At 59.7% G+C, this 26293-nt stretch carries 18 protein-coding genes, 2 tRNA genes and 1 rRNA gene; 9 read left to right on the top strand and 12 right to left on the bottom strand.

Annotated features, from left to right (window positions below; translation table 11 throughout):
• The 3 genes from LOC68_RS03775 to LOC68_RS03765 form a co-directional block, all read right to left on the bottom strand.
• A 23S ribosomal RNA gene (locus LOC68_RS03775) occupies positions 1–432 on the bottom strand; the annotation flags it as partial.
• Between the two features lie 561 nt (positions 433–993).
• Positions 994–1066 (bottom strand) — tRNA-Ala (locus tag LOC68_RS03770).
• A gap of 43 nt (positions 1067–1109) precedes the next feature.
• Positions 1110–1183: transfer RNA gene (locus LOC68_RS03765), tRNA-Ile, on the bottom strand.
• 292 nt (positions 1184–1475) lie between these two features.
• Here LOC68_RS03765 and LOC68_RS03760 point away from each other — a divergent pair.
• The gene (locus LOC68_RS03760; protein ID WP_230215922.1) at positions 1476–3386 is read left to right on the top strand and encodes a redoxin family protein; all 1911 of its coding nucleotides are present in this window, start codon (positions 1476–1478) and stop codon (positions 3384–3386) included.
• A 243-nt stretch (positions 3387–3629) separates the two neighbouring features.
• On the opposite strand, the gene LOC68_RS03755 is transcribed toward LOC68_RS03760, so the two are convergent.
• The 4 genes from LOC68_RS03755 to LOC68_RS03740 form a co-directional block, all read right to left on the bottom strand.
• Positions 3630–4142 carry a thioredoxin family protein gene (locus LOC68_RS03755; protein WP_230215920.1) on the bottom strand — a complete coding sequence of 171 codons (513 nt, stop codon included), beginning with the start codon at positions 4140–4142 and terminating at the stop codon, positions 3630–3632.
• A gap of 49 nt (positions 4143–4191) precedes the next feature.
• Positions 4192–4485 carry a hypothetical protein gene (locus LOC68_RS03750; RefSeq protein WP_230215918.1) on the bottom strand — a complete coding sequence of 98 codons (294 nt, stop codon included), beginning with the start codon at positions 4483–4485 and terminating at the stop codon, positions 4192–4194.
• A 701-nt stretch (positions 4486–5186) separates the two neighbouring features.
• Positions 5187–7655, bottom strand: a complete 2469-nt coding sequence (locus LOC68_RS03745; protein ID WP_230215916.1) for a c-type cytochrome — start codon at positions 7653–7655, stop codon at positions 5187–5189.
• 230 nt (positions 7656–7885) lie between these two features.
• Positions 7886–9340: an FAD-dependent oxidoreductase gene (locus LOC68_RS03740; RefSeq protein WP_230215914.1), complete on the bottom strand. Its 1455-nt coding sequence runs from the start codon at positions 9338–9340 to the stop codon at positions 7886–7888.
• Positions 9341–9686: 346 nt separating this feature from the next.
• On the opposite strand from LOC68_RS03740, the gene LOC68_RS03735 reads away from it, so the two are divergent.
• Both LOC68_RS03735 and LOC68_RS03730 read left to right on the top strand, forming a co-directional pair.
• On the top strand, positions 9687–11066 hold the full coding sequence (locus LOC68_RS03735; protein ID WP_230215913.1) for an IS4 family transposase: 1380 nt from the start codon (positions 9687–9689) through the stop codon (positions 11064–11066).
• An 873-nt stretch (positions 11067–11939) separates the two neighbouring features.
• Positions 11940–13469, top strand: a complete 1530-nt coding sequence (locus tag LOC68_RS03730; RefSeq protein WP_230215911.1) for a class I adenylate-forming enzyme family protein — start codon at positions 11940–11942, stop codon at positions 13467–13469.
• 109 nt (positions 13470–13578) lie between these two features.
• Here LOC68_RS03730 and LOC68_RS03725 read toward each other — a convergent pair whose 3' ends face one another.
• The gene (locus LOC68_RS03725) at positions 13579–14442 is read right to left on the bottom strand and encodes an REP-associated tyrosine transposase (protein WP_230215909.1); all 864 of its coding nucleotides are present in this window, start codon (positions 14440–14442) and stop codon (positions 13579–13581) included.
• 328 nt (positions 14443–14770) lie between these two features.
• Here LOC68_RS03725 and LOC68_RS03720 point away from each other — a divergent pair, with 328 nt between their 5' ends.
• The 6 genes from LOC68_RS03720 to LOC68_RS03695 all read left to right on the top strand — a co-directional run bounded on the left by LOC68_RS03720 (position 14771) and on the right by LOC68_RS03695 (position 20752).
• Positions 14771–16039, top strand: coding sequence for an AAA family ATPase (locus LOC68_RS03720; protein WP_230215907.1), 1269 nt, complete (start codon positions 14771–14773; stop codon positions 16037–16039).
• Positions 16040–16446: 407 nt separating this feature from the next.
• The gene (locus LOC68_RS03715) at positions 16447–16695 is read left to right on the top strand and encodes a hypothetical protein (protein ID WP_230215905.1); all 249 of its coding nucleotides are present in this window, start codon (positions 16447–16449) and stop codon (positions 16693–16695) included.
• Between the two features lie 472 nt (positions 16696–17167).
• Entirely contained in the window at positions 17168–17671 is a 504-nt protein-coding gene (locus LOC68_RS03710; protein ID WP_230215903.1) for a hypothetical protein, read from the top strand.
• A gap of 315 nt (positions 17672–17986) precedes the next feature.
• Positions 17987–18856 (top strand): BON domain-containing protein, encoded by an 870-nt coding sequence (locus tag LOC68_RS03705; RefSeq protein WP_230215901.1) that lies wholly within the window; start codon positions 17987–17989, stop codon positions 18854–18856.
• A gap of 300 nt (positions 18857–19156) precedes the next feature.
• Positions 19157–19750: a hypothetical protein gene (locus LOC68_RS03700; RefSeq protein WP_230215899.1), complete on the top strand. Its 594-nt coding sequence runs from the start codon at positions 19157–19159 to the stop codon at positions 19748–19750.
• Between the two features lie 108 nt (positions 19751–19858).
• Positions 19859–20752: an AraC family transcriptional regulator gene (locus tag LOC68_RS03695; protein WP_230215897.1), complete on the top strand. Its 894-nt coding sequence runs from the start codon at positions 19859–19861 to the stop codon at positions 20750–20752.
• 37 nt (positions 20753–20789) lie between these two features.
• On the opposite strand, the gene LOC68_RS03690 is transcribed toward LOC68_RS03695, so the two are convergent.
• The 4 genes from LOC68_RS03690 to LOC68_RS03675 all read right to left on the bottom strand — a co-directional run bounded on the left by LOC68_RS03690 (position 20790) and on the right by LOC68_RS03675 (position 25893).
• A complete protein-coding gene (locus LOC68_RS03690; protein ID WP_230215895.1) occupies positions 20790–22673 on the bottom strand; it encodes an amidohydrolase in 1884 nt (627 codons plus the stop codon).
• A 275-nt stretch (positions 22674–22948) separates the two neighbouring features.
• Entirely contained in the window at positions 22949–24202 is a 1254-nt protein-coding gene (locus LOC68_RS03685; protein WP_230215893.1) for a cation:proton antiporter, read from the bottom strand.
• A 258-nt stretch (positions 24203–24460) separates the two neighbouring features.
• Positions 24461–25450 carry a DUF1559 family PulG-like putative transporter gene (locus LOC68_RS03680; RefSeq protein WP_230215891.1) on the bottom strand — a complete coding sequence of 330 codons (990 nt, stop codon included), beginning with the start codon at positions 25448–25450 and terminating at the stop codon, positions 24461–24463.
• Positions 25451–25470: 20 nt separating this feature from the next.
• A complete protein-coding gene (locus LOC68_RS03675; protein WP_230215889.1) occupies positions 25471–25893 on the bottom strand; it encodes a hypothetical protein in 423 nt (140 codons plus the stop codon).
• Positions 25894–26293 lie beyond the last annotated feature (400 nt).

The raw sequence follows: 26293 nt of genomic DNA, 5'->3' as shown, positions 1-26293 counted from the left end.
GGTCCCCGCAGATTCAGTCCAGGTTTCACGTGCCTGAACCTACTCAGGTATCTCTCGGGAGGCGAATCCACTTTCGTTTACCGGGCTGTCACCGTCTGTGGCCGACCTTTCCATGTCGTTCAACTAGTAGTTCGCTTTGTAACTCCCATGTGAGAGACCCTACAACCCCGTGGAGAAAATCTCCACGGTTTGGGCTATTTCGCGTTCGCTCGCCGCTACTAACGAAATCGAGTTTTCTTTCTCTTCCTCCAGGTACTGAGATGTTTCAGTTCTCTGGGTTAGCCACTTGCACCTATGTATTCAGTGCAAGTCATTCAGGAATCCCGGGATCAACGCTCGTTTGACAACTCCCCCAGGCTTATCGCAGTCTTCCACGCCCTTCATCGCCTTCTGATACCAAGACATCCCCCATACGCCCTTAATAGCTTGACCACAAATATTCAAAGCTTTTCGCTGTAAATATTCGCCTAGCTACCGGACCTATTGGTTCGTCGACGCCTCACGGCGGCGACGCCATTAGATATCCGATCCGTTTTAACGATATTTTCGCTCGAGAATTTCACCTTATGTGATCCCCCGCTTGTAGAACGGGGGACCCGGTTACTTTTGCATTCTCTATAATTCTCACGCTTGCTTAGCAGCCGCAAATCCACCAAGACTCCCTGCTCTCGCAGTTCTCTCAGTCGATCGCAAACTACGTCAACAAAACGTGACGAATGCCATCTACTTCATTTGCCAAATTGTCAAAGAACTTGTCGGCCGCTTGGGCTAACCGCTCGAAGCTGAGCGAGGAGAATTCAGGCTCGAATTCATCGAATCCTGGTGACTGAACTCTCCTTGATCAGTCTCGGCCCCGTTGGGGAAGCGTCCAAATATATCGAAACCAAAATCGAAGTAAAGGGGCTGGCTGCAATTTTCTGGAAAGTTGTTTTCGAGGCTGTTTAGCACGCTCAACGGCGGTGTTAGCCAGCGAAAACGTTCCAGAAAAAGGAGTGGAGCCGACCCGGATCGAACGGGCAACCTCCTGCGTGCAAAGCAGGCGCTCTCCCAGTTGAGCTACGGCCCCAGGGGTTCAATCCTGACCGCTTCGCCTTCTTCGGAATCGATAGTGGGCACACCAAGATTCGAACTTGGGACCTCGTCGTTATCAGCGACGCGCTCTAACCAACTGAGCTATGTGCCCCTTGTTGACGGCATTGCCGTAACAGGAATTCGTTATTCTAGGCGGCGCTCGTTCCTTGTCAAACGGGCTAACGGGCTTCCGCCGAAAATATGTCCCTAGATGCGGGAAAATCGAGGTAAAACCGCTGCAGATCAGGGGTTTGGCTCCAAAAAAGGAGGCGAAAAAATCCGGTTTGGTTCGCCTAAACCGACCCATTTCGTCGAAAATTGATGGTGAAGCATTTCGGGAAAGTGTGAATAATCCCCAGTGCTGTCATTCGTTGAGTTACTCAGAAGCAAGGACGCGAAGAACCATGGCGATTTCCAAGCCTTACGCCACCCTCTCGTTGGCCGCCGCGCTCGCCGCTGCGGCGACAGGGACGCTGCAAGCCGCGACCCCCACTGTCGAGCAGGCTCTGCAGCTTACGCCTCTGCAAGAGGTTGAATACGAAATCCCCACGGCGGACGAGATTCCCAAGTGCTCGATTCGGGCCGAAAAGGTCAACGGCGCCACCGGCTGGGTCGTCTACGGACCGGCTGGCGAAAAGATGCGTCAGTTCGTCGATTCCAACGGGGACAATAAAGTCGACGTCTGGGCCTACTACAACAACGGAATCGAGGTCTACCGCGATCTCGACACCGACTTCAACAGCAAGGCCGACCAATACCGTTGGCTCGCCACCGGCGGCTCGCGCTGGGGATTTGACGACAACGAAGATGGCGCCATCGATCGCTGGGAAATCATTTCCCCCGAAGAAGTCTCGGCCGAAATCGTCGCCGCCGTCCGCGATAAAGACGTCAAACGGTTCCAGGCCCTGCTGTTGACCGCCGACGAAGCGAAAGAATTGGGCCTCGGCAAGGATAAGGCCGCCGAGCTCCTCGGCTCGCTCAACGCCGCCGCCAATGAGTTCACCAAATGGGCCGGCGCCCAGACCGCCGTCAACCAGGGAACCAAATGGGTCCACTTCGGCGCGACACGTCCCGGAATCGTTCCGGCTGGAACCGACGGCGCCACGCAAGACCTGCTGGTTTATGAAAACGTCGCCGCTGTGGTCGAAACCGCGGGCGAACATAGCCAGATCGACATCGGCACGCTGGTGAAGCTCGGCAATTCGTGGAAGGTGATCGCCGCTCCGCGTACCGCCGCCGTCGCTGAAAACGGCTCGCAAGGCTTCTTTTTCCAGGCTTCGTTCGCCGCTCGCCGTCCCGAAATGGAAGGCGTCGCCGGTCGCCCGGCCGTGAACGCCGAAATGCAGAAGCTGCTCGACGAGCTCGAAGCGCTCGACGAAAAGCAAGCGACTGCCGCCACCGCGGCGGCTCGTCAGGAGCTGACCAAGAAGCGGGTCGCGCTGATGGAATCGTTGGCTGCGGCCAGCGGTGAGGGAGAATCGCGCGACAACTGGACTCGCCAGATGGCCGACGTCATCAGCGCTGGCGTCCAAACCGGCGAATATCCGGACGGCATGGCCAAGCTGATCGCGCTGTCGGAAGCGACCGCGAAGGCGGCGCCGGGTAGCGACGTCGCTTCGTACGTCGAATTCCGCCGCATGAGCGCCGACTACACCGCCCAGCTGCAAGATCCGAACGCCAACTTCACCAAGGTGCAGGATGCGTGGCTCGAAAGCTTGGAAGGCTTCGTAAAAGCGTATCCGAAGAGCGACGACGCCGCCGAAGCGATGCTGCAGCTGGCAATCGCCAACGAATTCGCCGGCGAAGAAGAAAAGGCGCAGGCCTGGTACTCGCAGATCGGCGACGACTTCGCCGGTACGCCGCTCGCTCGCAAGGCGGAAGGTTCGCTCCGTCGTTTGACCTCGGTCGGCAAAACGATCTCGGTCGCCGGCAAAACGCTCGACGGCAAGCAGGTCAATCTCGCCGCCCTCAAAGGCAAGGTCGTGCTGGTTCACTACTGGGCGACCTGGTGCGAACCGTGCAAGCAAGATCAGTCGATCATGCGTCAGCTGCAGGCCAAGTATGGTCGCAAGGGTTTTGAGCTGATCGGCGTGAGCCTCGACTCGGACAAAGCCGACTTGGCCCAGTACCTGGGGCAAGCCCGGCTGACCTGGCCGCAAATCTACGAAGATGGCGGCCTCGACAGCCCGCTAGCGACCGACCTGGGCGTGCTGACCCTGCCGACGATGTTCCTGATCGGCGCGGATGGAAAGGTGATCAGCCGCAACATTCACGTCAGCCAGCTGGACTCGGAGCTGGGTAAGCTGCTGAAATAGTAGCTACAAAGAGCTTGAAAAACGAAAAGCCGTCCCAGCTGGGGCGGCTTTTTTTGTTTTCAAATCTGGGAGCCATGGCCACGGCCTTGCGTGGCCATGATTGTGCGTGGAATTCTTGAAAAGGCCGTCGCCCTAGCGAAAGCGAAGTGATTTGTGACCTTCTAGGGGGCAATGACGCGAACCGGATTGCCGACCACATTCATGGCCACGCAAAGCCGTGGCCATCGCGCCCGCGCTTCGGGATCACTGATCCTGCGCGGCGGACGACTCGGAAGCCGTCAGCAATTCCAGAAACTCCGCCTTGCCGATGCCCCCTGCCCTCCATTGCAAGGCGTCGCCTTGCGAATTGACGACGATTGTGACTGGCGCGCCCCCGACGTTGTAGCGAGCCATGATCGCGGCGTGGTCCGGGTTCCCTACGTCGATCGCCACTGGGATGAAATGCCCATTGACCGCTTCGGCCACCTGATCGTCGGCCCAGACTTCCCGTTTCATAATGCGACACGGGACGCACCACGTGCCGGTGAAGTAGAGGATCATCGGTTGGCCCGACTCCGCCGCTTGCTGTTGGGCCGCCGCGTAACTCTCCGCCCAGGCAATCCGATTCGACGGAACGTAGAAGCAATACCAGGCGTACGCGAGCGACACGACCAGAAACGTCAGCCAGAAGCCGCGCCAAAAGTGAAGGCCGCGCTTTTTAGGCGGTGTTGATTCGATGTCGCTGGACGACAGTGATTGGGATAGCGATTCGCTCATTATTCGTTTTATTCGTGGCCGGGCGACATTGCACTCGCCTGCGAAACTCTCAACGAAGGACCATCGAGTCAGGCCCCTGCACGACAACCCAGCGATCGACGCCAAAATGCTCGCCAAGTGCAGCTTCCACCACGCTGGCGTTCAGCTGCATCGAGAGGGGGACGATCAGATTGACGCCTGTAACGCCGGAATCCCAGCGGACCTGCTTCACCGCCGGCTCAAGAACGTCCTGACGGAGCGTGACGATAACTTGCCAGTCGGCGCCGGGGAGTCGAAACGTCCCTTCGATGAATTCCATCTCGTCATCCATCACGAGATCGTAGCTGATCATTGCGGACTTCATTTACTAGCCTGTAAAACGGATCTTCCCTTAACGAGTTCCGGTAGGTCAGGTCTTGGCCTGATGAACTCCTGGTATCGGATCTGCGTAAATCTGCGTTCATCTGCGGTTCACTACCTTACCGCCAGAGTTGTTGGAACCGCAGATGAAGATGATCAGCGCAGATGGTTGTTGTTAAACGCGTCTTTCAAAACGTCATGGCGTCGGGTCTCGGCCCATTCTACGAAGCTGCGATGCAAGTAATTGGAGCCGCTCCTCAAAAATACCCTTTCCAAGGGCTTGCCGCTGGATCCGCCTTTCGGGGATCGTCGTCGCGGTGCGGTCGAACTTGCGTCACGGCGAAATGCAATGTCCGCCCTTCCGGAGAGGTTGCTGTGAGCAATGGGGGTTGGTTCTCACGCTGAATCAAGGACGAAATGGTATAGATGGTTGAGTTGTTGCGGTCGCGACAAACGATCGAATCTCCGATCGAATATTCGTGCCTGCAATTGAAGCGGATCTCTGGGATCACCGAACCAACTTCAAGGTCAGGATGGTGTTTGGCGTACCATGCCGCCTCGTCAGCCATGTTGGGAAGCCCGTGCATCCCATCTCCGCAAAGTGGGCAGACCAAGAATGTCATCGTCGTTTCGTGGTTAAAAGAAAGGCGTCGAACAGCTGGGTTTCAACGCAGCCTGCAATACTCGACCGCGCTCCCCTACAAACTACTCCTCTTTCCTCAAATACGCCACCAAATCGCGCACCTCTTCCGCCGTAAAGACGTTCAGCAATCCTGGCGGCATCGGCGAGACCGGCGACACTTTCGATTCGGCGATCTCCTGCCGCTCGATCGTGACCGATTGGCCGGTCAGGGGGTCGGTTTCGACGCCGATCTGATTGCGATTGACCATCGTGGTCCGTCCCGAGATGACCTGGCCGTTCTCCAGCAGGTAGACCGAATTGCCGTACTTCGGATCGATTTCTTTCGAGGGATTCACGATCGATTCGAGCAGCGTCCGGCGATCCATGCGTTTGCCGACGTTCGTCAAGTCGGGGCCGACCTGTCCTCCGCGGTCGCCAAAGCGGTGGCAACGTAAGCAGAGGGCCGCCGCCAGATGCGTCTTGCCGGCTTGCGAAGAGCCTGAGGGAGAATTGAGCGAGGCCAGTTGCGATTCCAGATCGTCGACGGTCCAGTCGCGAACCAGCGGCCGTGATGACTGCAGCGCGGCGCCCTCCCCTTCTTCGGCCGGCTCGTTGAGTTGGGCGAGTTCTTTCTGGAAGTTCTCTCGGTCTTGCTCGGTAAGCGTCGCCTCAAACTCCTTTCGCATTCCCAGTACCGTCGATTGAACCAGTTTGCCGCCGGGGAGTCGCTTATTCTGCTGGAACCATTGCAGCAGTTGCGCCTGCAACGGACGGCTGCGGTGTTGGGGAGACCGCAGCAGCAGCTTCACGTATTGAATCTGCTCCTCCTGCGTTGCGGCCGTTGCGAGCTTCTGGCCGATGCTCTCCAGCGCCATGTCGGCGTTCAGGGCGATCAGCAGTTCGCTCTGCAGCCAATTCGCGGCGAAGCGATCGGACGCTGGAACTTTCTGCAGCAGACCCAACAGCTTGTCGCGACTCTCCGCCGCCGGTTGCCCCTGGCGAATCAGCGTCAGTTGCATCGTGCGGAGCAGCCAGAGCAGTTCGTCAGGGCTCGCCGTGGCGAAATCGGCTGCCGCAAGTCCTTGCAGCACGATCGCCTGATCCGCGGGGCCTCCGACACGAGCCAGCGCCATCAACGCGGTATGCCGCGCTTTCGAGTCAGGCTCGGCTTGTACTTGATCGCGCCAAGTTTCGACCGGCTGGTTTTCGAGCGCGAGCCGGGCCGCAGAGCGAATCCAGACGTCGTCGCTTCCCAAGTGACTCCAGATCAGCGGCAACTGCGCCGCGTCTTCACGCACATGCAGCGCTTCTAGCTCATGGCGTACCTTGCGAGCCGCGGCCGCCTCTGCCGATGGCGCCGGCAGCTGGTCCGTCTCGACCGTTTTCTCGTCGCCGGTATAGGTAATGCGATAAAGTCCCGATTGCGAGCCGCGTCCTCCGGTGATGAAGTAGAGGGCGCCATCGGGGCCGAACTCGAGATCGCAAATATTCAGTGGGCTCCCCTCCGCAAAAACTTCCGACTTCCCTTGATACGAAGCCCCTGCTTCGAGCAGATCGATCATCAGCAGCCGCCCGTTCTGCCAATCGGCGGCGTAGAGCGCGCCGCGATATCGCTGGGGCCATTGGCTACCGCCCCCGAACGTCAGGCCGGTTGGCGATCCCAGGCCTGTGTCGAGCGTGCTCGGCAAGCTGTCCGGAAACCAGGTCGGCCACTTGCCGGTCCCTCTTCGCCAACCATATTCGCCCGCCGAAACGACATGGTTGATGCGGGTCGGGCGATACCAGGGCAAACCGACGTCCCATTCCATGTCGGCGTCCCAGGTAAAGAGCTCGCCAGCGTCGTTAAACGCGACATCGACTTGATTGCGAAAACCGCCGGCGGCTATCTCGCGCGTTTTTCCGTCCGGCGACATTTTCAAAACGTAGCCGACGCGCTCGTCATGTTCGCCATCCTGCGGATTGGGGAGCAGCCAGTCGTCGTGCGGATCGTGGTAGGGAGAGTTCGCGCTGACGTTTTCCGGGAACCAGACGTCATTGCCGATCGCGACGTAAATCATGCCGTCGGGGCCCAGCTTCAGCTGGTTGGCGCCATGGCCGTAGCGACTTTCATATTCGAGCGGGCAAATCAACTCTTGCGTCTCGAACGTGCCGTCGCCGTCTGCGTCGCGCAAGCGGTAAATCCCCTCGCCATTGGTCGCGCACGCGAACAGCGAGTCGTAGGCGTACAACAGCCCGCGACAGTGCTTCAGGTTTTCGGTCCCTGCAAGTCTTTCAATGGTGGGGCTCTTGTCGCCCACAGGCAGCGTCATCCGCAACACGCCTGCCTGGTCGTCGGCCAGCAGCAGTCGGCCTTTGTCGTCAAACGTCATGCAGATCCACGAGCCTTCGTCGGGCTGGGCCGACCGAAGCAGTTCGATCTGAAATCCGTCCTTCAGGCGGATCGACGAAGTTGGCGTCGCTTGACGTTCGGACGCGCTCGCGTCGCAAGGAAACGAGAGCGTCACGCCTAGGAGGAACAGGCAGGCGAAAAGGCGAAGGCTGGCGTCACTCATGAGGAAGCGTCCTAAGAGCAATTCGGTGGGAAGGTGGGATTGGCGTCGATGAGGAAGCCGGCGGGGTGCGTCGCATTTCCAAGACGAGCGGAGAAATGCGTTACGCCATTCTTTCGTCTGCCAGCAGGCGACGCAAGCGTTTCTTGCGCAGGAACGGCAAGTTCATAGAGGTCAGGCCTCGGCCTAACGTGGGCCCTGCTCAGCGATGTCGCTCGTGGCGAAGCTACCCATCAAATCGAGCGCGGCAGTTTCTCCAGCACCGCTTTGCAGTCGGCCCACGAAACCTCGTGCGGTTGACGCTTTCCGGTTGCCGCCAGTGCGGCGGCGATCCCGGCCGCTTCTCCGGTGGCTACGGCATTGCCGGTTACGCGGTAGCTGGCATGGGCGACAAAATCGCCGCTGATGCAGCGACCTGCCATCATCAGCCCGTCCACGTCTTTCGCGATCAGCGCGCGAAGCGGGATGTCGTACGGAATGGTTCGGCTCACGCCCCCGCGTTCGATGGTCAGCTTGTCGTTGTCTTTTTTATTCTTCGCGTGAATGTCGACGCCGAAGGTGACCCGGGCGACGGCGTCTTCGTGCCGGGCGCCGTCGATCAGGTCCTGCTTCGTCACCGTGTAGCGGCCGCGAATCCGCTTCCCATCGCGAATTCCAATCTGCTCCGCCGTGGCGACGACCTGCAACCCTTCCCAGACGCCGCCAAGTTTTCGCAGGGCATGAACGATGTCAAAGATTTCCTTCCGTGCTCGCACCGTCGCTCTCGTCATCGCATCGGCGTCATCGGGGCGAATGCCATATTCGTGATTCATCATCAGCAGCACCACGTTGTCGCGAACGTGGAAGATCGTCGGCATGCCATAGGACGGATCGAGCCCGGCCCGTTGGATCTCCGCTTTGAAATGTTTCGTCGCCTCGACGTGCCAGTTCAGATCGCCCTGATAGAACGAGATGAAGTCGCTCATCTTCGTCACGTCCTTCACGGCCGCCAGGGCATTCATCGTCAGCGGTTGGCATTCGCATTGCGGCGCCTGATCGTCTTCCATGTTCCCGAGTTCCCACGTGCAGCCCGCCATCGCCCCCAACGCGCCATCGCCGGTCGCGTCAATAAAGACCGGCGCCTCCCACGCTTCGCGCCCCGAGCGGGATTCGGTAATCACCGTCGTCAGTTGCCGACCTTCGCGATAGGCCGCGACCAGCCGCGTGTCTAGGCGAAATTGCACGCCCGCTTCAACGCACAGATCCTCCAGCAACCGCTTCATTTCGTCCGGCTCATAGACGAAACGATTCGTGCTGTCGCCCCGTCGCGCATCGCGGGCGTCCAGTTGACGCGTCAGTTCGGCGGTGAAGCCGTCCCCTTTGAAATCGAAGATCCAGGTCAAAAGTCCCGCCGTCCAGACTCCGCCCAAGCAGCCATTGCTCTCGAACAGCCGAACGCGCGCCCCAGCTCGCGCCGCAGCAATCGCCGCCGACACGCCGGCCGGACCGGCTCCGCAGACGATCACATCGGCATCACGAACCAAGGGAAGATCCCGCGCCGGTTCATGAAACTGGCCCGCCCGCACCGCCGACGCATCATCCCCATCCGCCGCCGCACACCAGCCTGCAACAGGAATAGCCCCCGTCCCCGCCAACGCAGCAAGCAGAAACCGGCGGCGAGAAGATTCGGCAAAGGATTCATTGTTCATCGGAGGGCCGTGGGGAAGAGTCTATTGGTGGCGGGATGAATTGAGTTTTATAGTATCGTTAGTATTGTAGGCTGGGTCGAGACCTTAGGTTTACCCACATTTCTACAACGCTAGCTCGCAGTTTTTACAACACGATCTTCGTTTTCGCCCTGTTTTTCGCCAATTTTGCGATTGGCATTCGGCGTGCATCTAGGCAGCTTGTCGACGCGCGAGGGAGGGACCCTCTCGTTTCCGGCTCCGGCATGGGGAGCTGACGGCGTCGAATCTGGCTGCGCGATGGGCGGCGTGACGCTTATCGGCGATGGAGCGTATGGCGATGTTGTTGGTTCCAACGGAGTGGGCGAAGATGGAATTTTCGGAGTGCGAACTGGGGGATAAACGCCGAACCCAGCGGCTGATCAGCACCGCCGCGAAGACGCTTGCGTGGCCGGATGGCAGTTCTACCAAGCAGACCGAAACCTGGGCCGATTGCAAGGCTCTGTACCGCTTGATGGACTGCGACGACGTCAGCTTTCAGGCGATCACCACGCCCCATTACGAACGCACCAGGCGTAACGGCGACGCCGGTTCGGTGCGGCTGATTCTCAACGATACGACCGAAATCAACTACGGCGGCAAGCGTCGCGCGAAGGGCTTGGGGCCTGTCGGACGCAACACGGGACGCGGATTCTTTCTTCACTCGGCGCTGATGCGCGATCCCGACTCGAAGCAGGTGATCGGCCTGGCCGGTCAAGAGCTTCTGTATCGCCCTAAAAAGAAAAAGCCAGGCGCCAAGAACGCGCGTCGGCGTGATCCCCAGCGCGAACAGGCGGTCTGGGGACGGTTGATCGATCAGGTCGGCTCGCCGCCGCCCGGCGCAACGTGGCTGCACGTCTGCGATCGCGGCGCCGACGACTACGAAGTCTTCTGCCGCGCTTATCGCCAAGGCTGCGGTTGGGTGATTCGCGCTTGTCGCTTGAATCGTCAAGTAATCTCTCCGACGGGCGAACGAATCACCTTGAAGGAGCATCTCGCCGCGCAACCGGTCCGCGGACTTCAGACGCTGGACGTGCCTGCGACGGCGAAGCGTTCGGCCCGCACGGCGCAGTTGGAGTTGCGATTCGCGCCGTTGTCGCTGCCGCAGCCGAAAGTGACGAACGCTTGGATTCGCGAACATGCGCCGGGCGAGCCGCTGGCGATGTGGGCGGTTGAACTGCTTGAAGTCCATCCGCCGACCGAGAAGGAGCGAGTTCGCTGGGTGCTGCTCACTTCACAGCCGGTCGAAACGGTCGAGCAAGCGCAGCAAATCGTCGACTACTACGCGCAGCGGTGGGCGATCGAAGAGTATCACAAAGCGCTCAAGACCGGCTGTCAGGTCGAGGCGCGGTACTACCGCGAGGCGGAGCGTCTGGAACGGATCACCGGGCTGCTGTCGATCGTGGCGGTGCAGTTGTTGCGGCTGCGCAACTTGGCGGATGAACAGCCTGACGCGATCGCTGCGGATGTCGCGCCGAAGAAGTGGGTCGAAACGATCGCCAAAGTGCGTCAGGGCAAAAGCCCCCGTTCGCCGCGCCTCGACGCAACCACGATGACGCTGGCCGACTTCATCAAACACCTGGGCGGCCTCGGAGGCCACCTGGGACGAAAATGCGACGGCCGCCCCGGCTGGCAAACCCTCTGGTGCGGCCTCGAAAAACTACTGCTAATCCTCCGCGGCTGCGACCTCGCGGAGAAAAAATGTGGGTAAAACTGAGGTCGAGACCCAGCATGTTGACGCTTTGGGGCTCTAGGAGCTGGGCGAGACCCAGCCTACGAAACTGCTCCCCTTGTCACTTGCCGTATGACTCCTGAATGATGGTTCCGGTCTGAGGATCGACTGATATCTCTGTTCCGTCCCAGTTCAACAGCTTTACAGTCCCCTTTTCTTCGACAATCCCTGTGAATGGGCTGTCGGCATAGATGTATTTCCGTTTTGGGACAGTCCAAACGATTCCGCCATCTTCGCTCACTCCGTGAACATTCTCGTTGTCATGCGCTCCAGGTTGTGGCTCGGTACGAACAACGAACACTGTTCCAAAAACTAGCACTTCCTTTACGGGCCACTGCAAACCAACTGTCGTGGACTTGCCGGAACTCGATGTCAATTCGAGAGACGTTCCCTTTATTTTGTAACGGACTTTACACATGGCAGTATCGTAAGCTGGGGCGAGGCCCAGCAGGTTGACGCGCGGACTTCAAAGAACAGGGTTTCGAACCATCCTACTCGACGGGCAAGAAGGGCGGGGGTCGTTTTTGAATCTCTCCCAGAAATGACCGCCGTCCCCTTTCGTTACTTCAGCAGGGTAATAGGTTTCGCTGACCGCAAGAAGAAAAAAAGCTGTTCTTCATTGCTGTAACTCAACAAGTTCCCGCCGAATTTTTCTTCTCGAAAGTGGGGTTTGACGAAGCGCCGAAGTGCGCCGAAAGCTCGAAATTCGTCATTTCCAACGTGTGAGGTCGTTTTTGACCAGGAAGACTGTCTGCTAAATCTATCGCTAAACTGGGTGTTCGCTGTTTGGAGGTCCGTTGTCTTGTCGTATCATTTCGCTCGGACCATATTCTTCGACACGGGTTTCTTACGATGGCATTATGGCGGGTTCTTCGCGACGCGGCGTCACGCTTCCCGGATCGGATTGCCGTGACCGCTGGAGGCCGTGACTATACCTACGCGGACCTCGATGACCGCGTCGAGCGAGTTGCGGCAGGGCTGCGGTTCCAATCGCTCGGCCCTAGTGACCGAGTGGTGACGGTGCTTGGTAACAGCATTGAGCATCTAACCCTGCTCCTTGGCTGCTTCCGCGCCTCACTCGTTGCGGTGCCGCTCGCCCCGTGGACCCCTGCGGTCCACATCCGCTATGTACTGAGGACCAGCGTGGCACGTGGGTTCGTTGCGTCGCCTGCCATGCTCGAAACGGTCTTGGAGGGCCAGGACGACCTTCGCCCCGACGTCACAATTACGATCGGTGATCCCAACCCGCCGCATCGGATTCTTCCTTGGGAAATCGTGGAGGCGGGACCTTCAGATCCTCCGGACCCGCCCGATCCAAGGCGGGACCATCTGGCTCTGATCGTATATAGCTCTGGGACGACGAGTCGACCGAAGGGAGTTGTCCACACCCAAGAGCGACTCGCGCTCCGTGTCGCCTCGTTTACGAAGGAGATCCAACTCACCGAGTCAGATGTGGCGCTGGTCGTCCAGCAGCTTAGCCGTCCGCTGCCGCTGTTCGGGCAGGTCCTTGCCTCGTTTCAAGTCGGCGGCCGGGTGGTGCTGCACGAAGGCCAAGCGAAGGGGTTCTGGGAAACCTATCAGGCCGAGCCGCGGGCCACGTTTGTGGTCGCGATCCCCGCGCTCACTCGAGAACTCCTCGCCAACCCTGCCGCAGCCACGGCCGACCATTCCAAACTCCGCCTCTGGCTTTCTGGCGGGGATGCGGTCTCGGCGGCCCTTCAAACAAAGTTCCAATTGACCACAGGCCGTGACCTCATTGAGATCTGCGGGATGACGGAGGCTGGGTTCTATGCGATGAACCCAGCGAGCGGCCCTGCGCGCATCGGTTCGATCGGCCGACCATTGGAAGGGATTCAAGTGCGACTGATCGACCCCATGGGAAATGAGGTAGGTCCCGACGAGGTGGGCGAGATCCTACTGGAGACCCCTGGGGTGATGGTCGGTTATTGGAATGATACTGCCGAGACGTTTCGGGTTCTCCGCAATGGTTGGCTCCACACAGGCGACCTTGCCCGCAGGGACGCTGATGGATTCCTGTGGCTTGCAGGCCGCTTAAGAGACATGATCAACCGAGGCGGTCGAAAGATCGCTCCGCCAATGGTCGAGGCGGCCCTCGGCGAGCACCCTGCGGTCCTGCAGGCCGTCGTCGTTGGAGCCCCTGATGTCGAGTGCGGCCAGGTTCCGTTTGCATTCCTAATGCTTCGACCAGGGGCTGTGCTGCCCACCGATGTCGAATGGTCGCATTGGCTTGCCGATAAGTTGGAGCTGGCGGCGATTCCCGTAGGCTACGCGACCGTCGAAGAGTGGCCGCTAACTTATCAGGGCAAGCTAGATCGTGCTCGGTTAGTCTGGATGGCCGAGAACGGTGGGGCTCCGGTTTAGTATCGTAGGCCGGGTCGAGACCCAGCTTTGGATGAACTGGACGACGGTGAATTTGCACGGGTGCCATGGCCACGGCCTTGCGTGGCCATGAATGTGCGTGGAACTTCGTTTATCTCCAGTAATCTGAAGTGATCGAGTCGTCCAAGTTGGTCAGCGCGGGTACGTTGGCGCGATCTAGCGGGATCGGCTCATTAGAACCCGATTCCCATGCGGCGCAACTCGACCAGGGCCATTGCTCCGGTCGTTCGACAAGATGGCGTCGCACCGGATTTTCATGGATGTATCGTATCTTTTCGTGAACATCCCGTGCGGAGCGAAGATTGCGATCGTACCCCGGGCCTCGCTGCCAGAAACGATAGCTTCGATTTCCATTGGGCTGTAGGTCTTCGATTCGCGACAGAAACTGCGGAGCGTTTTGCTGAAGCCAGAATATCGCTCGTTTCGCGACCGACTGTTTGATCGTCGATAGAATCGGGGCGACTTTTACGCCAGCGTGCGGCAGCACGATCAAATGAACATGTTCGGGCATGATCACGAACGCCCACAGATCAAAGCCGTTCTTTTCTCGGCTTACTTCTAGCGCGTCGAGACAATACTGACGTGTCCGTGTTCGACTCAATAATGGCAAGCGACGAAAGCAGGAAAACGTCAGAAAGTGAACGTCGCCTGGCGTGTCGAATCGATGAATCGTCTTGCGATGCGGAGTAGCCATGCAGGGAGTATTTGGTTTGGAGTCGGGGATTGCAAGCGTTTTTGGGAAGATTGACGTTGGGAGAGACGTCGGGGGATTGTTGTTGGTTGGGTAGTGCGGCGCTGGTTTTGGTTGTTGGCCGCAATCATGGCCACGCAAGGCCGTGGCCATGGCACCCAGCACTCGCAAAAATGTTTGACGCACTGTTCGATCTTTAGTATAAATTTGTACATGTTCGCCGATTCGGGTTTTTCGTCCTGAATCGGCGATGCCTTTCTCCATTTGCCGGCGCTTGCGGGATGCGTTCGGTTTCTTTCAGTGGTGCGTTGGGTCTGGGGATCGGGCCGGGCGCTGCGGTTTGGCTCTGCTGTTTTTGGTAACGCCGTTTGCGGTGGCGCTCGTTGTCTGCGCTCACCGGGAGCCGAGGGAGGAGATGGCGATGTCGATCGTGGTGAGTGATTTGCTTCCGAGTAGTCCGGGTAGGCTGGGTCGCGACCCAGCTCTTCCTCTTGGCGACGTCGAATTTGCTGGGTCTCGACCCAGCCTACCGAAGATTTCTGTCGGGGGCGAAGTAGTCGCTTGTCGGCAGGTTGATGAGCCGCTGGAGAGTTTGACTATTGCGGAATTACTGTCGCGGCGGGATTCGCCGGGGTGGTTGCTCTCGGGGATGTTGCGGCAGCGGGAAGCGGCGGTGATTTTGGGGCCGAGTCGTTGTTTGAAGACGTCGCTGGCGGTTGATCTGGGGGCGGCGCTCGCGAGCGGCGGCGCGTTTCTGGGGGAGTTTGCTGCGGAGCAAGCGTTTCGCGTCGGGTTTGTCGGCGGCGAAGCGGCTCAAGCGGCGGTGATGAGTCTGGCGGAGCGGCGCGGCGATCTCGCGGCGCTCGAGCAAATTGTCTGGGCGTTCAATTTGGTCGAGCCAAGCGGCGCGGTGAATATGCATCGCCTGAGCGATTGGATTGCGCGGAACCAACTGGAGGTGGTGCTGATCGACGCGGCCGATCTGGCGCCGATGACGCGCCGCGCGGAAGCGGCGCAGCTGCGGGCACTCGCCGATTGTTGTCTGGCGGCCGGCGCTACGCCGATCGTTTGTTGCCGCACCCGCAAGGAAATAAAGCCGCGGGCGATGGATGCGGCCGACCTGGCCGACTCGCCGTGCGGCGCGATCGCGCGGCAATGGCTTTTGGTGAATCGCCGCGAAGCGTTTGAGCCAGGGAGCGGGCTGCATCGGTTGTGGCTCACCTTCGGCGCGAGCAGCGGGCGAAGCGGCCAGTGGGGTGTAGATATTAATGAAAGCGCGGAAGTCGATTCGGCCGCCGGCCAGTGGGAAGCGACGATCCGCGATGTCGCGTCGATCGAATTGGAGGCGGCCGAGGTAGAGGCGCAGACGCTGGCCGATCGGCTCTGGTGGCGGCTCCGGTGCGTGATGCAGCAGATCGACCCGGCCAATGCGACCAAACTGAAGATCCGCGAGCTGTCAGGCATGAGCGGCGGGAAGTTCGGCGTGACCTGGGACCGGATGGTCGCCGACGGCGAAATTGTGCTGGCGCCTGGCGGAATGAGTAAAGAGCCTCGCTATCGCCTGGTCGATCTGGCGGAAAAAATTGCGTGCAGTCCAGTCCACTCTCCGGCTGCAGAGGAAACGGAAGACGCCGCTGAGTCGTCGCCCCCAGAAAAAAAATCGCAGTCCAGTCCACTCCCCGCGGAAGAAAGTGGGCCGCTGAGTCCACTCGGGACTTGGTTTGGAGACTGTCTTTCGCTGACGACCGCGGAACTGCTTGCCTTGAGTAAGGAGGAACAGAAAAAAACGACGCCGAGTCCAGTCCAGTCGCCCCGGAACGGACCAAGGAGGCGGCCGAAGCGGAAGAAACGGCGACGGTGATCAAACGGGAGGTGGAAAATGGGGTGGCACTGCTGGCTTGTCCAGTAGTGGGCGTCGGGTCGACGCTTCGCACTGCTGGGCAAGCCAGCAGTGGCGCCCGGTTGGTGGTTTTGGGCCGCATTCATGGCCACGCAAGGCCGTGGCCATGGCACCCGGTGACCAGGATTCGCGACTTCTCACCCTCAGCGGATGGGGGGCGCGATTTCGCGATAAACTGGGCGGAATGCGGGAATTGCTCTTCGTGAAAGGAGGCGACTTTAGTAAAAAGTGTGCCAGCGAGAGAAAAGGTGAAAAATATTCACGCTCGCAACAAGACAAGGAAGTCTTGCCGGTTTCCCCTCCTCTGCTATCTCGAGGCACGGATGCTAGGTCTTATTCACGTAGTTGACGTCAGAGGTTTGTGGCTCTTGGCCGTCATCTATATGTTGAGCGCCGCGTGGGTGATGCTGGCGCGGAAGCGTCGGATCGCCGGCTGGATCGCGACCGCTTGTCGATGCGGAGCTGTCGCTTCGATGTTGGTCGTCTGCGGACTGGCGGTGTTGCAGATCGCGATCAACTGTCCCTATTGGATTTGCAGTGCCAGCGTGCTGTCGCTGCTGGTCGTCGGCTGCGTCTTTGATGGGCAAGGAAGTCGGGTTAGCTATCAGTCGTTTTAAGAGACTCGGCTGCTAGCGAGGGTCTCTCGCGTAGGTTGGGTGCAGCGAAGCGCAACCCAACAATGTGCGCTCGCTCCACCCCACCTTACGTCTGGCGAAGTGCATTGAAGACATGCTCATCCCGCGAAGACGCGGCAAGAGCATGGCACCAGGTCGACAATGTGCTTGCAAGTGAATGGTGGGTTTCGCAAGCGAATAACGCTGAATGGGTCAAATCGCCTGTTCGCGATTGCTCCACCGACCCTACGGTCGCTTTATCTCCCCTGGTTTTGAGCGCGGAGCGTCTCTTACTTTCGGCATGATTGCCAAAACCGGAAAAATTTCTACCTTTCGGCCCCTGGATCTGCCGAAATCATTGCTAGAAGTCTGTCGGTGTTGCTGTCGCGGAAACGCGATGGGGCTGGTCGGCTTCGCTAAATGACTCACTTTTGTTCGTCCCTGCAGCAATTCAATGGGGGCGAAATCATCGAATATGTCGCACTGCAACCAGGAGGCGATGATGCGATTTTCGTGGATCGGGAGCGCCAGCACGTTCCTATTACTCGCGCTGCCGATGTTCGCATTGGCTCAAGCGCCCAGTCAGCAAATGCCGCTTGGGGTGCCGATCGCCGCTGGCCCGGCCGCAATGCCGCAGCCGGCTGTCGCTGGCTATCCGATGGGTCAGCCGATTCAACAGGTCGGTTACCAGCAGAACTGCGAAACTTGCCCTCCCGGCTACGGCGGCCATGGTCACATGGTCCGTGGTTACGGCAATCCCGGCTTTGCGAATCCGGGCATGGGTGGAGCTCCGGGTTACCCGGGCTTCGGCGTGGATCAATACCCGAAGCAGCACGCTCCATCGGTCTATCCGTACATTGGCCCGCACTACCCGTATCCGCAGATTCCGCTGGGCTGGAAGAACGTCACCTTGGAATGGGATGACGGTTACTGGTGGCTCGACTTCCACCGTCGCCGCTCGAAGCACCACACCCACTAATTGGCCGGTGCGGGAATGAAACGATTAGAGAACCTCGTCCGCTGACGAGGTTCTTTTATTGCGCAGGGAGCGATTTTGACGGCTTTTGTGCCCTCAAAATCGAAAAAATTGTGCCATTAGGACGTCCGCATTGCCGACAACTAATGACAGTTATGCCGCATCCGCGGTGCGTAGTGAACGCAAGCGACGCAGCATGAGAGCAGCAAACGTCTTCGCCAGTCGACTTTTGCAAGTTGACGTTTCCGACCCGCAACGGGAACTAAGGCGGACGTCATTCACTCGGATCGCTTACGGATATTCTCAGGAGGGGGAATTATGCGACGGTTTTGGAAATTAGCGCTACTCGCGGCGATTACGCTCGCCCCGGTCAGCGTCTTGAACGCCGACGACGCCGAGATCTCGCGTCAGATCGTCGAACAACTGAACATGAAGAAGGCGGAAGGAAGCCTGAAGGGCTTCAACATCGGTCTGAGCGTCGAAAACGGCGTCGTCTGGCTGGAAGGGCATGTCTCGGATCAGGGTCAGCATGACCTGGCGATCGACATCGCTCGTCGCATCTCGGGCGTTGAGCAGGTTGTCGACGGCGTGACCGTCAATCAGCCGCAAGCCCCGGCGATCCAGGGCGTCCTCGTTTCGGCCGCCGAATCGGTGCCGACCCCGGCCGAACCGCCGCGTGAACTGCAAGCGTCGCCGATGTACGCCGATCTGCCGCGTACCGCTTCGGCCGCTCCGCTGGCTCCGCAAGGACTTCGCCCCGTTCCGCAACAAGCGATGATTCCGACTGCTGAGATGCCGAACTATCAGCCGGAACCGGCGATGGCCCAAGGCCAGATGCCGCGCGCTTTCGCTCCGGCCGGAACGCAAGACTTCCGCTACGCCTCGGCCCGCATGCAGCCCCCGGTTGCGATGCAGCCGCCGGCCTACTACCCGACCGCCGCTGGTTACGCCTCGCCGGTTCGTTACGACAACCCGACGCTGCCGGGCTACGCTTGGCCGGCTTACGCGGCTTACCCGAACTACGCTGCTCTCCAATACCCGAAGCAGTACTCGCCAGCTGCCTGGCCTTACATCGGTCCGTTCTACCCGTACCCGCAAGTTCCGCTCGGCTGGCGTAAAGTCACCATGGAATTCAACAAGGGCTGGTGGACGGTCGACTTCAAGGCCCGCCGTCACGGCCGCTGGTAATGGTCAAATTACGTAAGCGATACCATCACCGAAAGCGAGTAGCCGTTTAGCCAGGGCGAAAGCTGGATGGCGATCCGAACCCCTGAAAGATTGCTGCCTTTCAGGGGTTTTTTTATGCGCAGAGGGCAATTTTTGGGCCCTCATTTCAGGAAATTGCCTTGCGACCGGAAAAGGCCGCAAGTTTGTTACAGCTTCACACGATAAATAGCACTAGCAGCAAATGCCGCGCTTCTGTGCGGCGACCTAATGGATTGGGCTTCGCCCGCAAAAAGCGCCCTGGCAAAACTGAGAGGTTGATCCATGTACCGTTTAAGCCTACGCACCGCCCTTGGCCTGGCGATCGCGGCTAGCACGCTGATGACCAGCGTCGGCTGTACGACCCAAGGTCCGTATCTGGGCCCGTTCTTCATGCCGTTCCCGGTTTCGCCTTACTTCCAGGAACAGAAAGAAGACGAGTTTCTCGAACACGAACGTTATGGCCGCGTGCCGATTCTGCCGCCGATTCCGCCGGGCGGTCCGCACGTCGCCCTGGACCCGCCGAGCGACGACGAAGTGATTCGCGCTCTGGAACGAGCTCGCCCGGTTGAAGGCGGTATGCCGTTCCTGCACGAGACGAACCGCAACAACGTCCGCATTAAGAAGGAAAAGATCGCTGACTACGTCGATCCTCCGCGGGTGATGCCGCTGGTCGGCCCGGTTCAGTTGCACCATGCTCACTACAAGTGCACGGTCAACTACACCGAAGTCAAGCGTATCGGCTGGCCCTTCCCGCACACGCTGGTTGATGAGGAAACGGTTGAAGTGGTCTACATCGACCACAACCACCTGCACCGCGTCGGCGACCCGTACGAAGGCTGTGGGCCGGATTGTCCGACCTGCCCGCCGGGTCACTAAGACCAACCGCTGGCTATGTCAAAATAGAAAAAGCCGCGTCCTCGCCAGGGCGCGGTTTTTTTATGCGCCCGTCGCGCCAAAGCCCGTTTGCGATTACCATAGTCTCCTATGACCCAGCCGCCTTCCAGTTCGCCGCAGATCGATCCCATCACCGGGCGGCGAATGGTCGTGCGCACGCAGACCGCCTTGGCCGAGAACCTGCCGAGCTGGGGCGTCGCGATCCTTGAGAGCCATCATGCTCCCGGCTTCGTCATGGAGTGGCGCTCGCATCCCTTTATCAAAGTGCAGTACGTGCTAGCGGGGCGAGGGGAGATCCACATCGGCAACGACAGCTACTCGGTCGGCCCCCGCGACATCATCGTCGTCCCGGCCGAGCGGCGGAACCGGATCGAGGACGATCCAGGCTCGCCGATGTCGCTCTACATCCTTTGCATCGAGAAGCGGCTCCTTAACTTCGATCCGCAGGTCGCGTCGGTCCTGCCGCACGGCAAGCAGGCGTGTCAGCTTCACTTTTCGCAGCGGATCGAACGGCGGCTCCGTCGGTTGCTTTACCAGCAATGGCAAGCCGATCCGACCACGTCGCTGGCGATGGTCGCCAATGCGCTCGAGGTTCTTTCGCTTCTCACGTCCGAGTCGATTCCCTCGAGCCAACCGGTTAGCGATTTGAGCTTGGAGCCGGACGTTGACGAGGTCGCGGCTTACGTGCGGCATCTCGACTCCTACTTCTTTGAAGCGAGCACGATCGACGACGTGGTGAAGGAGCTCGGCATGCCGCGCCGCCGGTTCACGCACATCTTCCGCCGCCTTACCGGGCAGACGTGGCTCAACTACGTGCAGCGGAAGCGGGTCGATCACGCGTGTCAGCTGCTGGAAGAGTCGGACCGGACTATCGCGTCGATCGCGTTTGAGTGCGGCTTCGGCGAACTCTCGACCTTCTACCGAGCTTTCCGCAAGATCCGCGGCGTAACGCCGAAAGCGTGGCGCAAGACGCACCGCGAGTAGTCAAACACTAGCCCGCAGCGCAAGCGAGGGAATGCGTTTAGCGACTCGCCGACGCCATGATCTCCATCAGTTGGCTCAACGTCCCGCAGGTGCATGTCGAGCAAGGCGCCGTGTTTTCGCCATCGCCGGTGGCGGCAAGGCTTCCGCTCATCGCCGTCAGCAAATTGACGATCGCCAGATTGTCGCCTGACGGCAGTCGCTGCGCGGCCTGCTTCTCATCCAGCAGGAAGATCGTCTCCCCTTCCTTGATCGTTTCGGTCACTTTGATTTGATCGAGGTTCTCCGGATCGATCGTGAGCGGGTTCTGATCCAAGATGACGAAGTCGGCAAGTTTGCCAACTTCGATCGAACCCTTGCGGTCTTCTTCGAAGTGCTGCCATGCAGGCCAGATCGTCATCGCCTTGAGCGCCGTCGGCACGTCGACCCGCTGCGCCGGGCCGAGGATATCGCCGGAACGAGAGCGGCGGGTGACGGTGGCGTCGAGCACGCGCATTGAATCGGGGAATGCGACCGGCGCGTCATGATGCGAGCTGAACTTCATCTCTCGCTGGACGCACCAGCCGGTGGGAGAGATGTTGTCGGCCAGATGCGGGCCGACGGTTCGATCACGGTGCCAGTCTCCCCAGTAGAACGTGTGCATCGGAAAGAGGGAGGGCATGATTTCGAGCTGTTTGAGCGAGTCGACTTGATCTTCCCGCAGGAACTGGCCATGGATCAGCACCGGGCGACGGTCTTCGCCGCCATGCTTGGCCTTCGCCGCTTTGATATAGGCGATCAGTTCGTCGGAGGCTGCCTCGCCGTTGGAGTGGGTCAGGATTTGGATGTTGTTGGCGAACGCCCAGTCGATCGCACCGCCAACTTGCTCGGGCGTGGCGGCGGCGTAACCGGAGTAGCCCGGCGGATAGTTGCCGACCGGATTGTAATAGGGACGATCGCGCCACGCGGTGAAGCCTTGCGGCGAGCCGTCGATCGTCAGCTTCGCGCCGGCGATGCGAAACCGGTTCTTATAAGTCGGGCTAACTTCCCGGCGGATCAGTTCGCGATCGACCAGGACGTCGGGATAGCTGACGACGTCGATCTTGAACCCGCCGGCGTCGGCGACCGTTTGCAACGTCTTCACCGCTCCGGGCATCGTGCGACCATCTTGCGCGGTGGTATAGCCGAAGCGAGCCCAAAGCTCAGAGCCCGCCTTCGCGAATTGGGCGGACCCTTCCGGCCCTGCTCTGCCGAGCAGCTTCAACGCCAGCGGAAAGGCGGCCGTTTCCTCCAGCACGCCGTTCGGAGTCTTGCCATCGGCGCCGCGCTGAATGACGCCGCCGACGGGATTGGGAGTCTCCGCCGTAATGCCCCCAATTTCGAGCGCCAGCGAATTGACCGCGATCAAGTGGCCCGATTGATGAATCAAGACAATCGGAACTTCGGTTGAGATCGCATCGAGGTCTTCACGCGTGGGGTGCCGCACTTCGGCCAGTTGAGCGTTATCGTAACCAAAGCCGACCGCAAGTTCAATCTTGTCGACCGCTTCCTTGTTCGCCGCCATCCAGTCTTTCATCGTCTGCTGGAGCGACGCGATATCTTTCACCGCACCATCCGGGGGCGACAGCAGATTGGCGGAAAGGGCTTGGAGGCCGCCACCCATCATGTGACCATGAGCGTCGACGAAGCCCGGCAGCATCGTGCGGCCGTCGAGATCGATGAGCTTCGTCGTCTTGCTTTGGGTCTTCAAGACATCGTCGAGCTTGCCGACCGCCACGATCTTCCCTTCCTTCACCGCGACCGCTTCGGCGGTTGGCGCCGCGTCGTCGATCGTGATGATCGCGCCGCCGTGATAGATCAGGTCGGCGGTCTCCGCCTGAGCGGCGATGGGGGCGAAGAATGCGAGGAGCCCGGCTACGAATCGCTTGCTTACTTGATTGGCCACGAGAGGATTCCCAACGCTGCGGCGGAATGGAAAAGAGTGGAAGGCTGCGATTCGCGAGGTCGCGTTAGCGGCCGGCAACGGATCGCGACGCCATCCTGTTCGTACAGTCTACGGCGCGAAGATCGCTCGATCAAAGATCTGTCGCAAACCTTCACCATCTTTGCGGCAAGCGATCGGAGCTTCGTGACGAGTTGCGAGCGCCGGGGGCGTCTAGCCTTTATTCGGAGATTTTCCAGGAGCATTCCCTCGCTGGCGCTGCGGGCTCGAGTTGCGGTTTACTCTGGCGGCACTGGGGCTTCTGCGGGTTCCGGTTCAGCTTTCTTTTCCGCCGCCTCCTCCTGTTTGATCTCCTCGGCGATCATCCTCCCCCAACGTTTCGACAGAATCGGCCCGGCGACGCAGGTCGCGACGACCAGCACCAACACGCCGTTGACGAATTCAAGATCGAACATGCGTTCTCCCTCGGCGTTCATCGTGCTATAGCCGACGACGGCGCTGGCCAAGGTCGCCGCCATCTGCGGCAACGTGATGCTGAAAATCAGCCGGACGTCGAGCTTCGAGTAGTTGCAGATCTTGCCGATCATGAAGGCGCCCAGCCATTTCCCCAGCACCAGCGACACGAGCAGACCGATCGCCAATTGCGGCTGCGTCGTCAATGTCTTGCCGAGCAGAGGGAAGTCGAGCAAGAAGCCGGTCGTCAGGAAGAAGGTTGGAATGAAGAGGGCTTTGGCGAGCACTTCCAGTTGCTCGACTGCGAACTTGCCGCGCAACGTTCGTTTGATCGCCAAGCCGACCAGGAATGCGCCGACGATCCCTTCCAGCTGAATCAATTGCGCCAACTCGGCGGCGACGGCGAGCATCACCAGCAGAATGCAGACGCGCGCCTCGGGCGTTTCGCCATAGTGCACGATCCACCGGCGGGCGAGCTTGCTCAGTCCGAACAGCACGAGCGGCACGTAGATCGCCAGTTCGACTAGCTCGGTCAGCAAGAACTGCCAGCTGAAGCCAAACTGGAAGATGGAAACGGCGACCGCCAGGATCAACATCGATGCGACGTCGGTAAAGATCGTCCCGCCGACGGCGATCAGCACCGATTCTCGTTCCAGCAGTCCCAGCTTGGCGAGGATTGGGTGCGCCAGCAGCGTATGGGACGCGATGATCGAGCCGATCAGCATCGACGCGACCCAGCTATAGCCCAGCATGTAGCCGACAAAGTAGCCGGCCGCGAACGGAAAGAGAAACGTCAGCCCGCCGAAGAGGGCCGCTTTGTTTCGTACCTTTTTGAATTCGTCGATGTCGATTTCGAACCCGACGAAGAACATGAAGAGGAGCTTACCCAGCTCGGCCCAGACTTCGAGGACCGGTCCGCCAGGCGTTAGGACGCCGGTCACGCAGGGTCCCAGAATGACGCCGGCCAGGATATATCCCAATACCCCCGGCAAGCGAATCCGTTCCATCAATCGCGGCAAAAAGATCGCCAGCAAGAGGCCGATCGCCAGTCGAGTGAGATGCGACAGTTCCTCGAACATGGTGCTTTCGCCTATTCAAGCGAGGGTTGGAGTCGAGGACCGCAAGGAAGACGTTGCATGACGTCGGAGTACCAGGAAAGAAGAGGATGCCTGGCGGCGCAGCGACAAGGATTCGCCGGTTCAAAACGCCGAAAAGCATGTGCGCTGAGAATAGCTTGGCGAACAGAGCGAAGCAAGCAATTTTGAGGGGGCCGAACGTCGGCGATTCGGCGGGGGAGGCGTTCGTAGCGATTGTGTCGTCCGCGGCGTCCCGGCAAATCAATCGCGAATCGCCAAGACCTCTTCCCCGGCGATGGTCGCCATGGCGCGGTAGATCGCCAGTTCGACGTTGTTCGAAACGAAGTGGACCGAGCCGTCGGCGTATCCGAACTGCACGCCGCCGGGGTGGCGACTGCGAAACCCGTTTTGCCCTTCAAAGTCGGTCTTGGCGAACTCGGTTCCGTCCGGCTTCTTGGCGTTGGGTGGTAAGGCGCAATTGGCCGAAGCTTCAATCGTGTGCGCGTAGGCGAAGCCGAGGCCATAACCGGTCGCGCCGCAATTGGCGGTCTCCTCGCTCCAGATCTGTTCGCCGGCCATGAACGTATTGCTTAAGCCGTCGACGATGCTGCTCTGCTTTTTCTTCGCATGCCAGGCGAGCGGGATCATCAGCCCGTCACCATCGGCCCAAGGTTCGCACTTGCCATTGACGCCGGTGTTGGCGTACGGTCCCCAGCAGAAGTTAGAGCCGAGGACTCCCTTGTAATTGGTCAGACCGACTTCAAGGCCCGCCATGTAATGCGTCTGCTCGACATACGGACTATTCTGCTGCATCGAATCGCTGGGGCAGAAGAAGAGGTCGACCGACTGCCGCACGGCGCCGCTGGCGCCGAAGGTGCTATTGGGGATCTGCCCTTGATCGTAGATGGCCGATTGCTCAAGGTAAGGCAGCAGCGCCGTTAGCCAGCTCCACCCTTTCGAGTTCGCGCCGCCGTAGTCCCCCCACGCATCCCAGCCGGCGAAGTTGCTGTAGCCGGGGTCGCTGTAGCGATTGAAGACGATCGACTTTTGCGCCGCTTCAAAGTTGTGCGACGCCAGCACGATCTGCTTCATTTTGTTCGAGCAAGACATCCGCCGCGCCGCTTCGCGGGCTTGCTGCACCGCCGGCAACAGCAGCGCGATCAGCACCCCGATGATTGCAATCACCACCAACAGCTCGACCAGCGTAAAGCCGCGCGGCGATTTTCGGAAACGTGTGAAGTTGGCGCTCATGGCGAAGAGGGCTCTCGTGATCAGGGAAGTTTCAAATCGTACGCGTCGGCGGGCGCGTCTTTCACGACTTCGACCACTAGCGGCGTCGACTCTTTCCGCGAGTACTTCGGATCGATCACGCTCTTCGGCAAGCCGGCATGCCCTGCTCCGCTCTGGGACGCCTCGTTGACGAAGACCGTCACACGGTAGGAGCCCGGCATGGCGCCTGGCTTCCCTTGCACAAACAGGCGATACGTTCCGTCGGGGGCGATCATGCCGATTGGCGTCTGTCCGGTCCGCGGCGGATCTTCGTGAAAGGTGACGCTGCCGCGCGGCGCCGGTTGACCGGCAAGAAAGACCGTTCCCGCAACGGGAACAAGCCCGGCCTCATGATCCGAAATGTCGCACCCCGCCAACAGGATCGCCGTGAGGCTGGCCTGTGCCAGGAGAAACGGAACTCGCACGCGCGGTCTCGCAGAAAATCGTGTGCGCCTTGCCCCAGGTGCTAACGACATCGCTCAGTATGCCATAGCTTGCGCGGAATTGCGCCGCCAATCTGGAGCGTCCGCTGGTCATTCTGTGACCAGCCTAAAACAGGCGGGAGAGCTTCGTAAAGGTTGCAATGTCGCCGCAAGCGACTTCGTCGCATAGCAGAGAGGCGGCCACCTCTTGTTATGAGATGTTATAACAGGGACGCAATTAAAAGAAGCGAATGATGCGAAAAACAAGGGGCTAAATCGGGGGAGACGGCGGATCTTATAACTCTTGCGCTATGTCGTGCGACAATTTGTCGCATTGGCTGATTGAGAGGTTCAGTCGATACTCTGGAAGATCGCGACATTTCAGATTTCCGGATTTCCGCGA

Source organism: Blastopirellula sediminis, from assembly GCF_020966755.1.
Taxonomy (GTDB): domain Bacteria; phylum Planctomycetota; class Planctomycetia; order Pirellulales; family Pirellulaceae; genus Blastopirellula; species Blastopirellula sediminis.
Note: the sequence above shows the minus strand (reverse complement) of the source record. Positions and strands in the feature narration are given on the sequence as shown.

What these genes read in the sequence shown, in the direction of transcription:
- LOC68_RS03760 (WP_230215922.1), top strand. Translation starts at nt 1,476, where the DNA reads ATGGCGATTTCCAAGCCTTACGCCACCCTCTCGTTGGCCGCCGCGCTC.
- LOC68_RS03755 (WP_230215920.1), bottom strand. Translation starts at nt 4,142, where the DNA reads ATGAGCGAATCGCTATCCCAATCACTGTCGTCCAGCGACATCGAATCA.
- LOC68_RS03750 (WP_230215918.1), bottom strand. Translation starts at nt 4,485, where the DNA reads ATGAAGTCCGCAATGATCAGCTACGATCTCGTGATGGATGACGAGATG.
- LOC68_RS03745 (WP_230215916.1), bottom strand. Translation starts at nt 7,655, where the DNA reads ATGAGTGACGCCAGCCTTCGCCTTTTCGCCTGCCTGTTCCTCCTAGGC.
- LOC68_RS03740 (WP_230215914.1), bottom strand. Translation starts at nt 9,340, where the DNA reads ATGAACAATGAATCCTTTGCCGAATCTTCTCGCCGCCGGTTTCTGCTT.
- LOC68_RS03735 (WP_230215913.1), top strand. Translation starts at nt 9,687, where the DNA reads ATGGAATTTTCGGAGTGCGAACTGGGGGATAAACGCCGAACCCAGCGG.
- LOC68_RS03730 (WP_230215911.1), top strand. Translation starts at nt 11,940, where the DNA reads ATGGCATTATGGCGGGTTCTTCGCGACGCGGCGTCACGCTTCCCGGAT.
- LOC68_RS03725 (WP_230215909.1), bottom strand. Translation starts at nt 14,442, where the DNA reads ATGGAGAAAGGCATCGCCGATTCAGGACGAAAAACCCGAATCGGCGAA.
- LOC68_RS03710 (WP_230215903.1), top strand. Translation starts at nt 17,168, where the DNA reads ATGTCGCACTGCAACCAGGAGGCGATGATGCGATTTTCGTGGATCGGG.
- LOC68_RS03705 (WP_230215901.1), top strand. Translation starts at nt 17,987, where the DNA reads ATGCGACGGTTTTGGAAATTAGCGCTACTCGCGGCGATTACGCTCGCC.
- LOC68_RS03700 (WP_230215899.1), top strand. Translation starts at nt 19,157, where the DNA reads ATGTACCGTTTAAGCCTACGCACCGCCCTTGGCCTGGCGATCGCGGCT.
- LOC68_RS03695 (WP_230215897.1), top strand. Translation starts at nt 19,859, where the DNA reads ATGACCCAGCCGCCTTCCAGTTCGCCGCAGATCGATCCCATCACCGGG.
- LOC68_RS03685 (WP_230215893.1), bottom strand. Translation starts at nt 24,202, where the DNA reads ATGTTCGAGGAACTGTCGCATCTCACTCGACTGGCGATCGGCCTCTTG.
- LOC68_RS03680 (WP_230215891.1), bottom strand. Translation starts at nt 25,450, where the DNA reads ATGAGCGCCAACTTCACACGTTTCCGAAAATCGCCGCGCGGCTTTACG.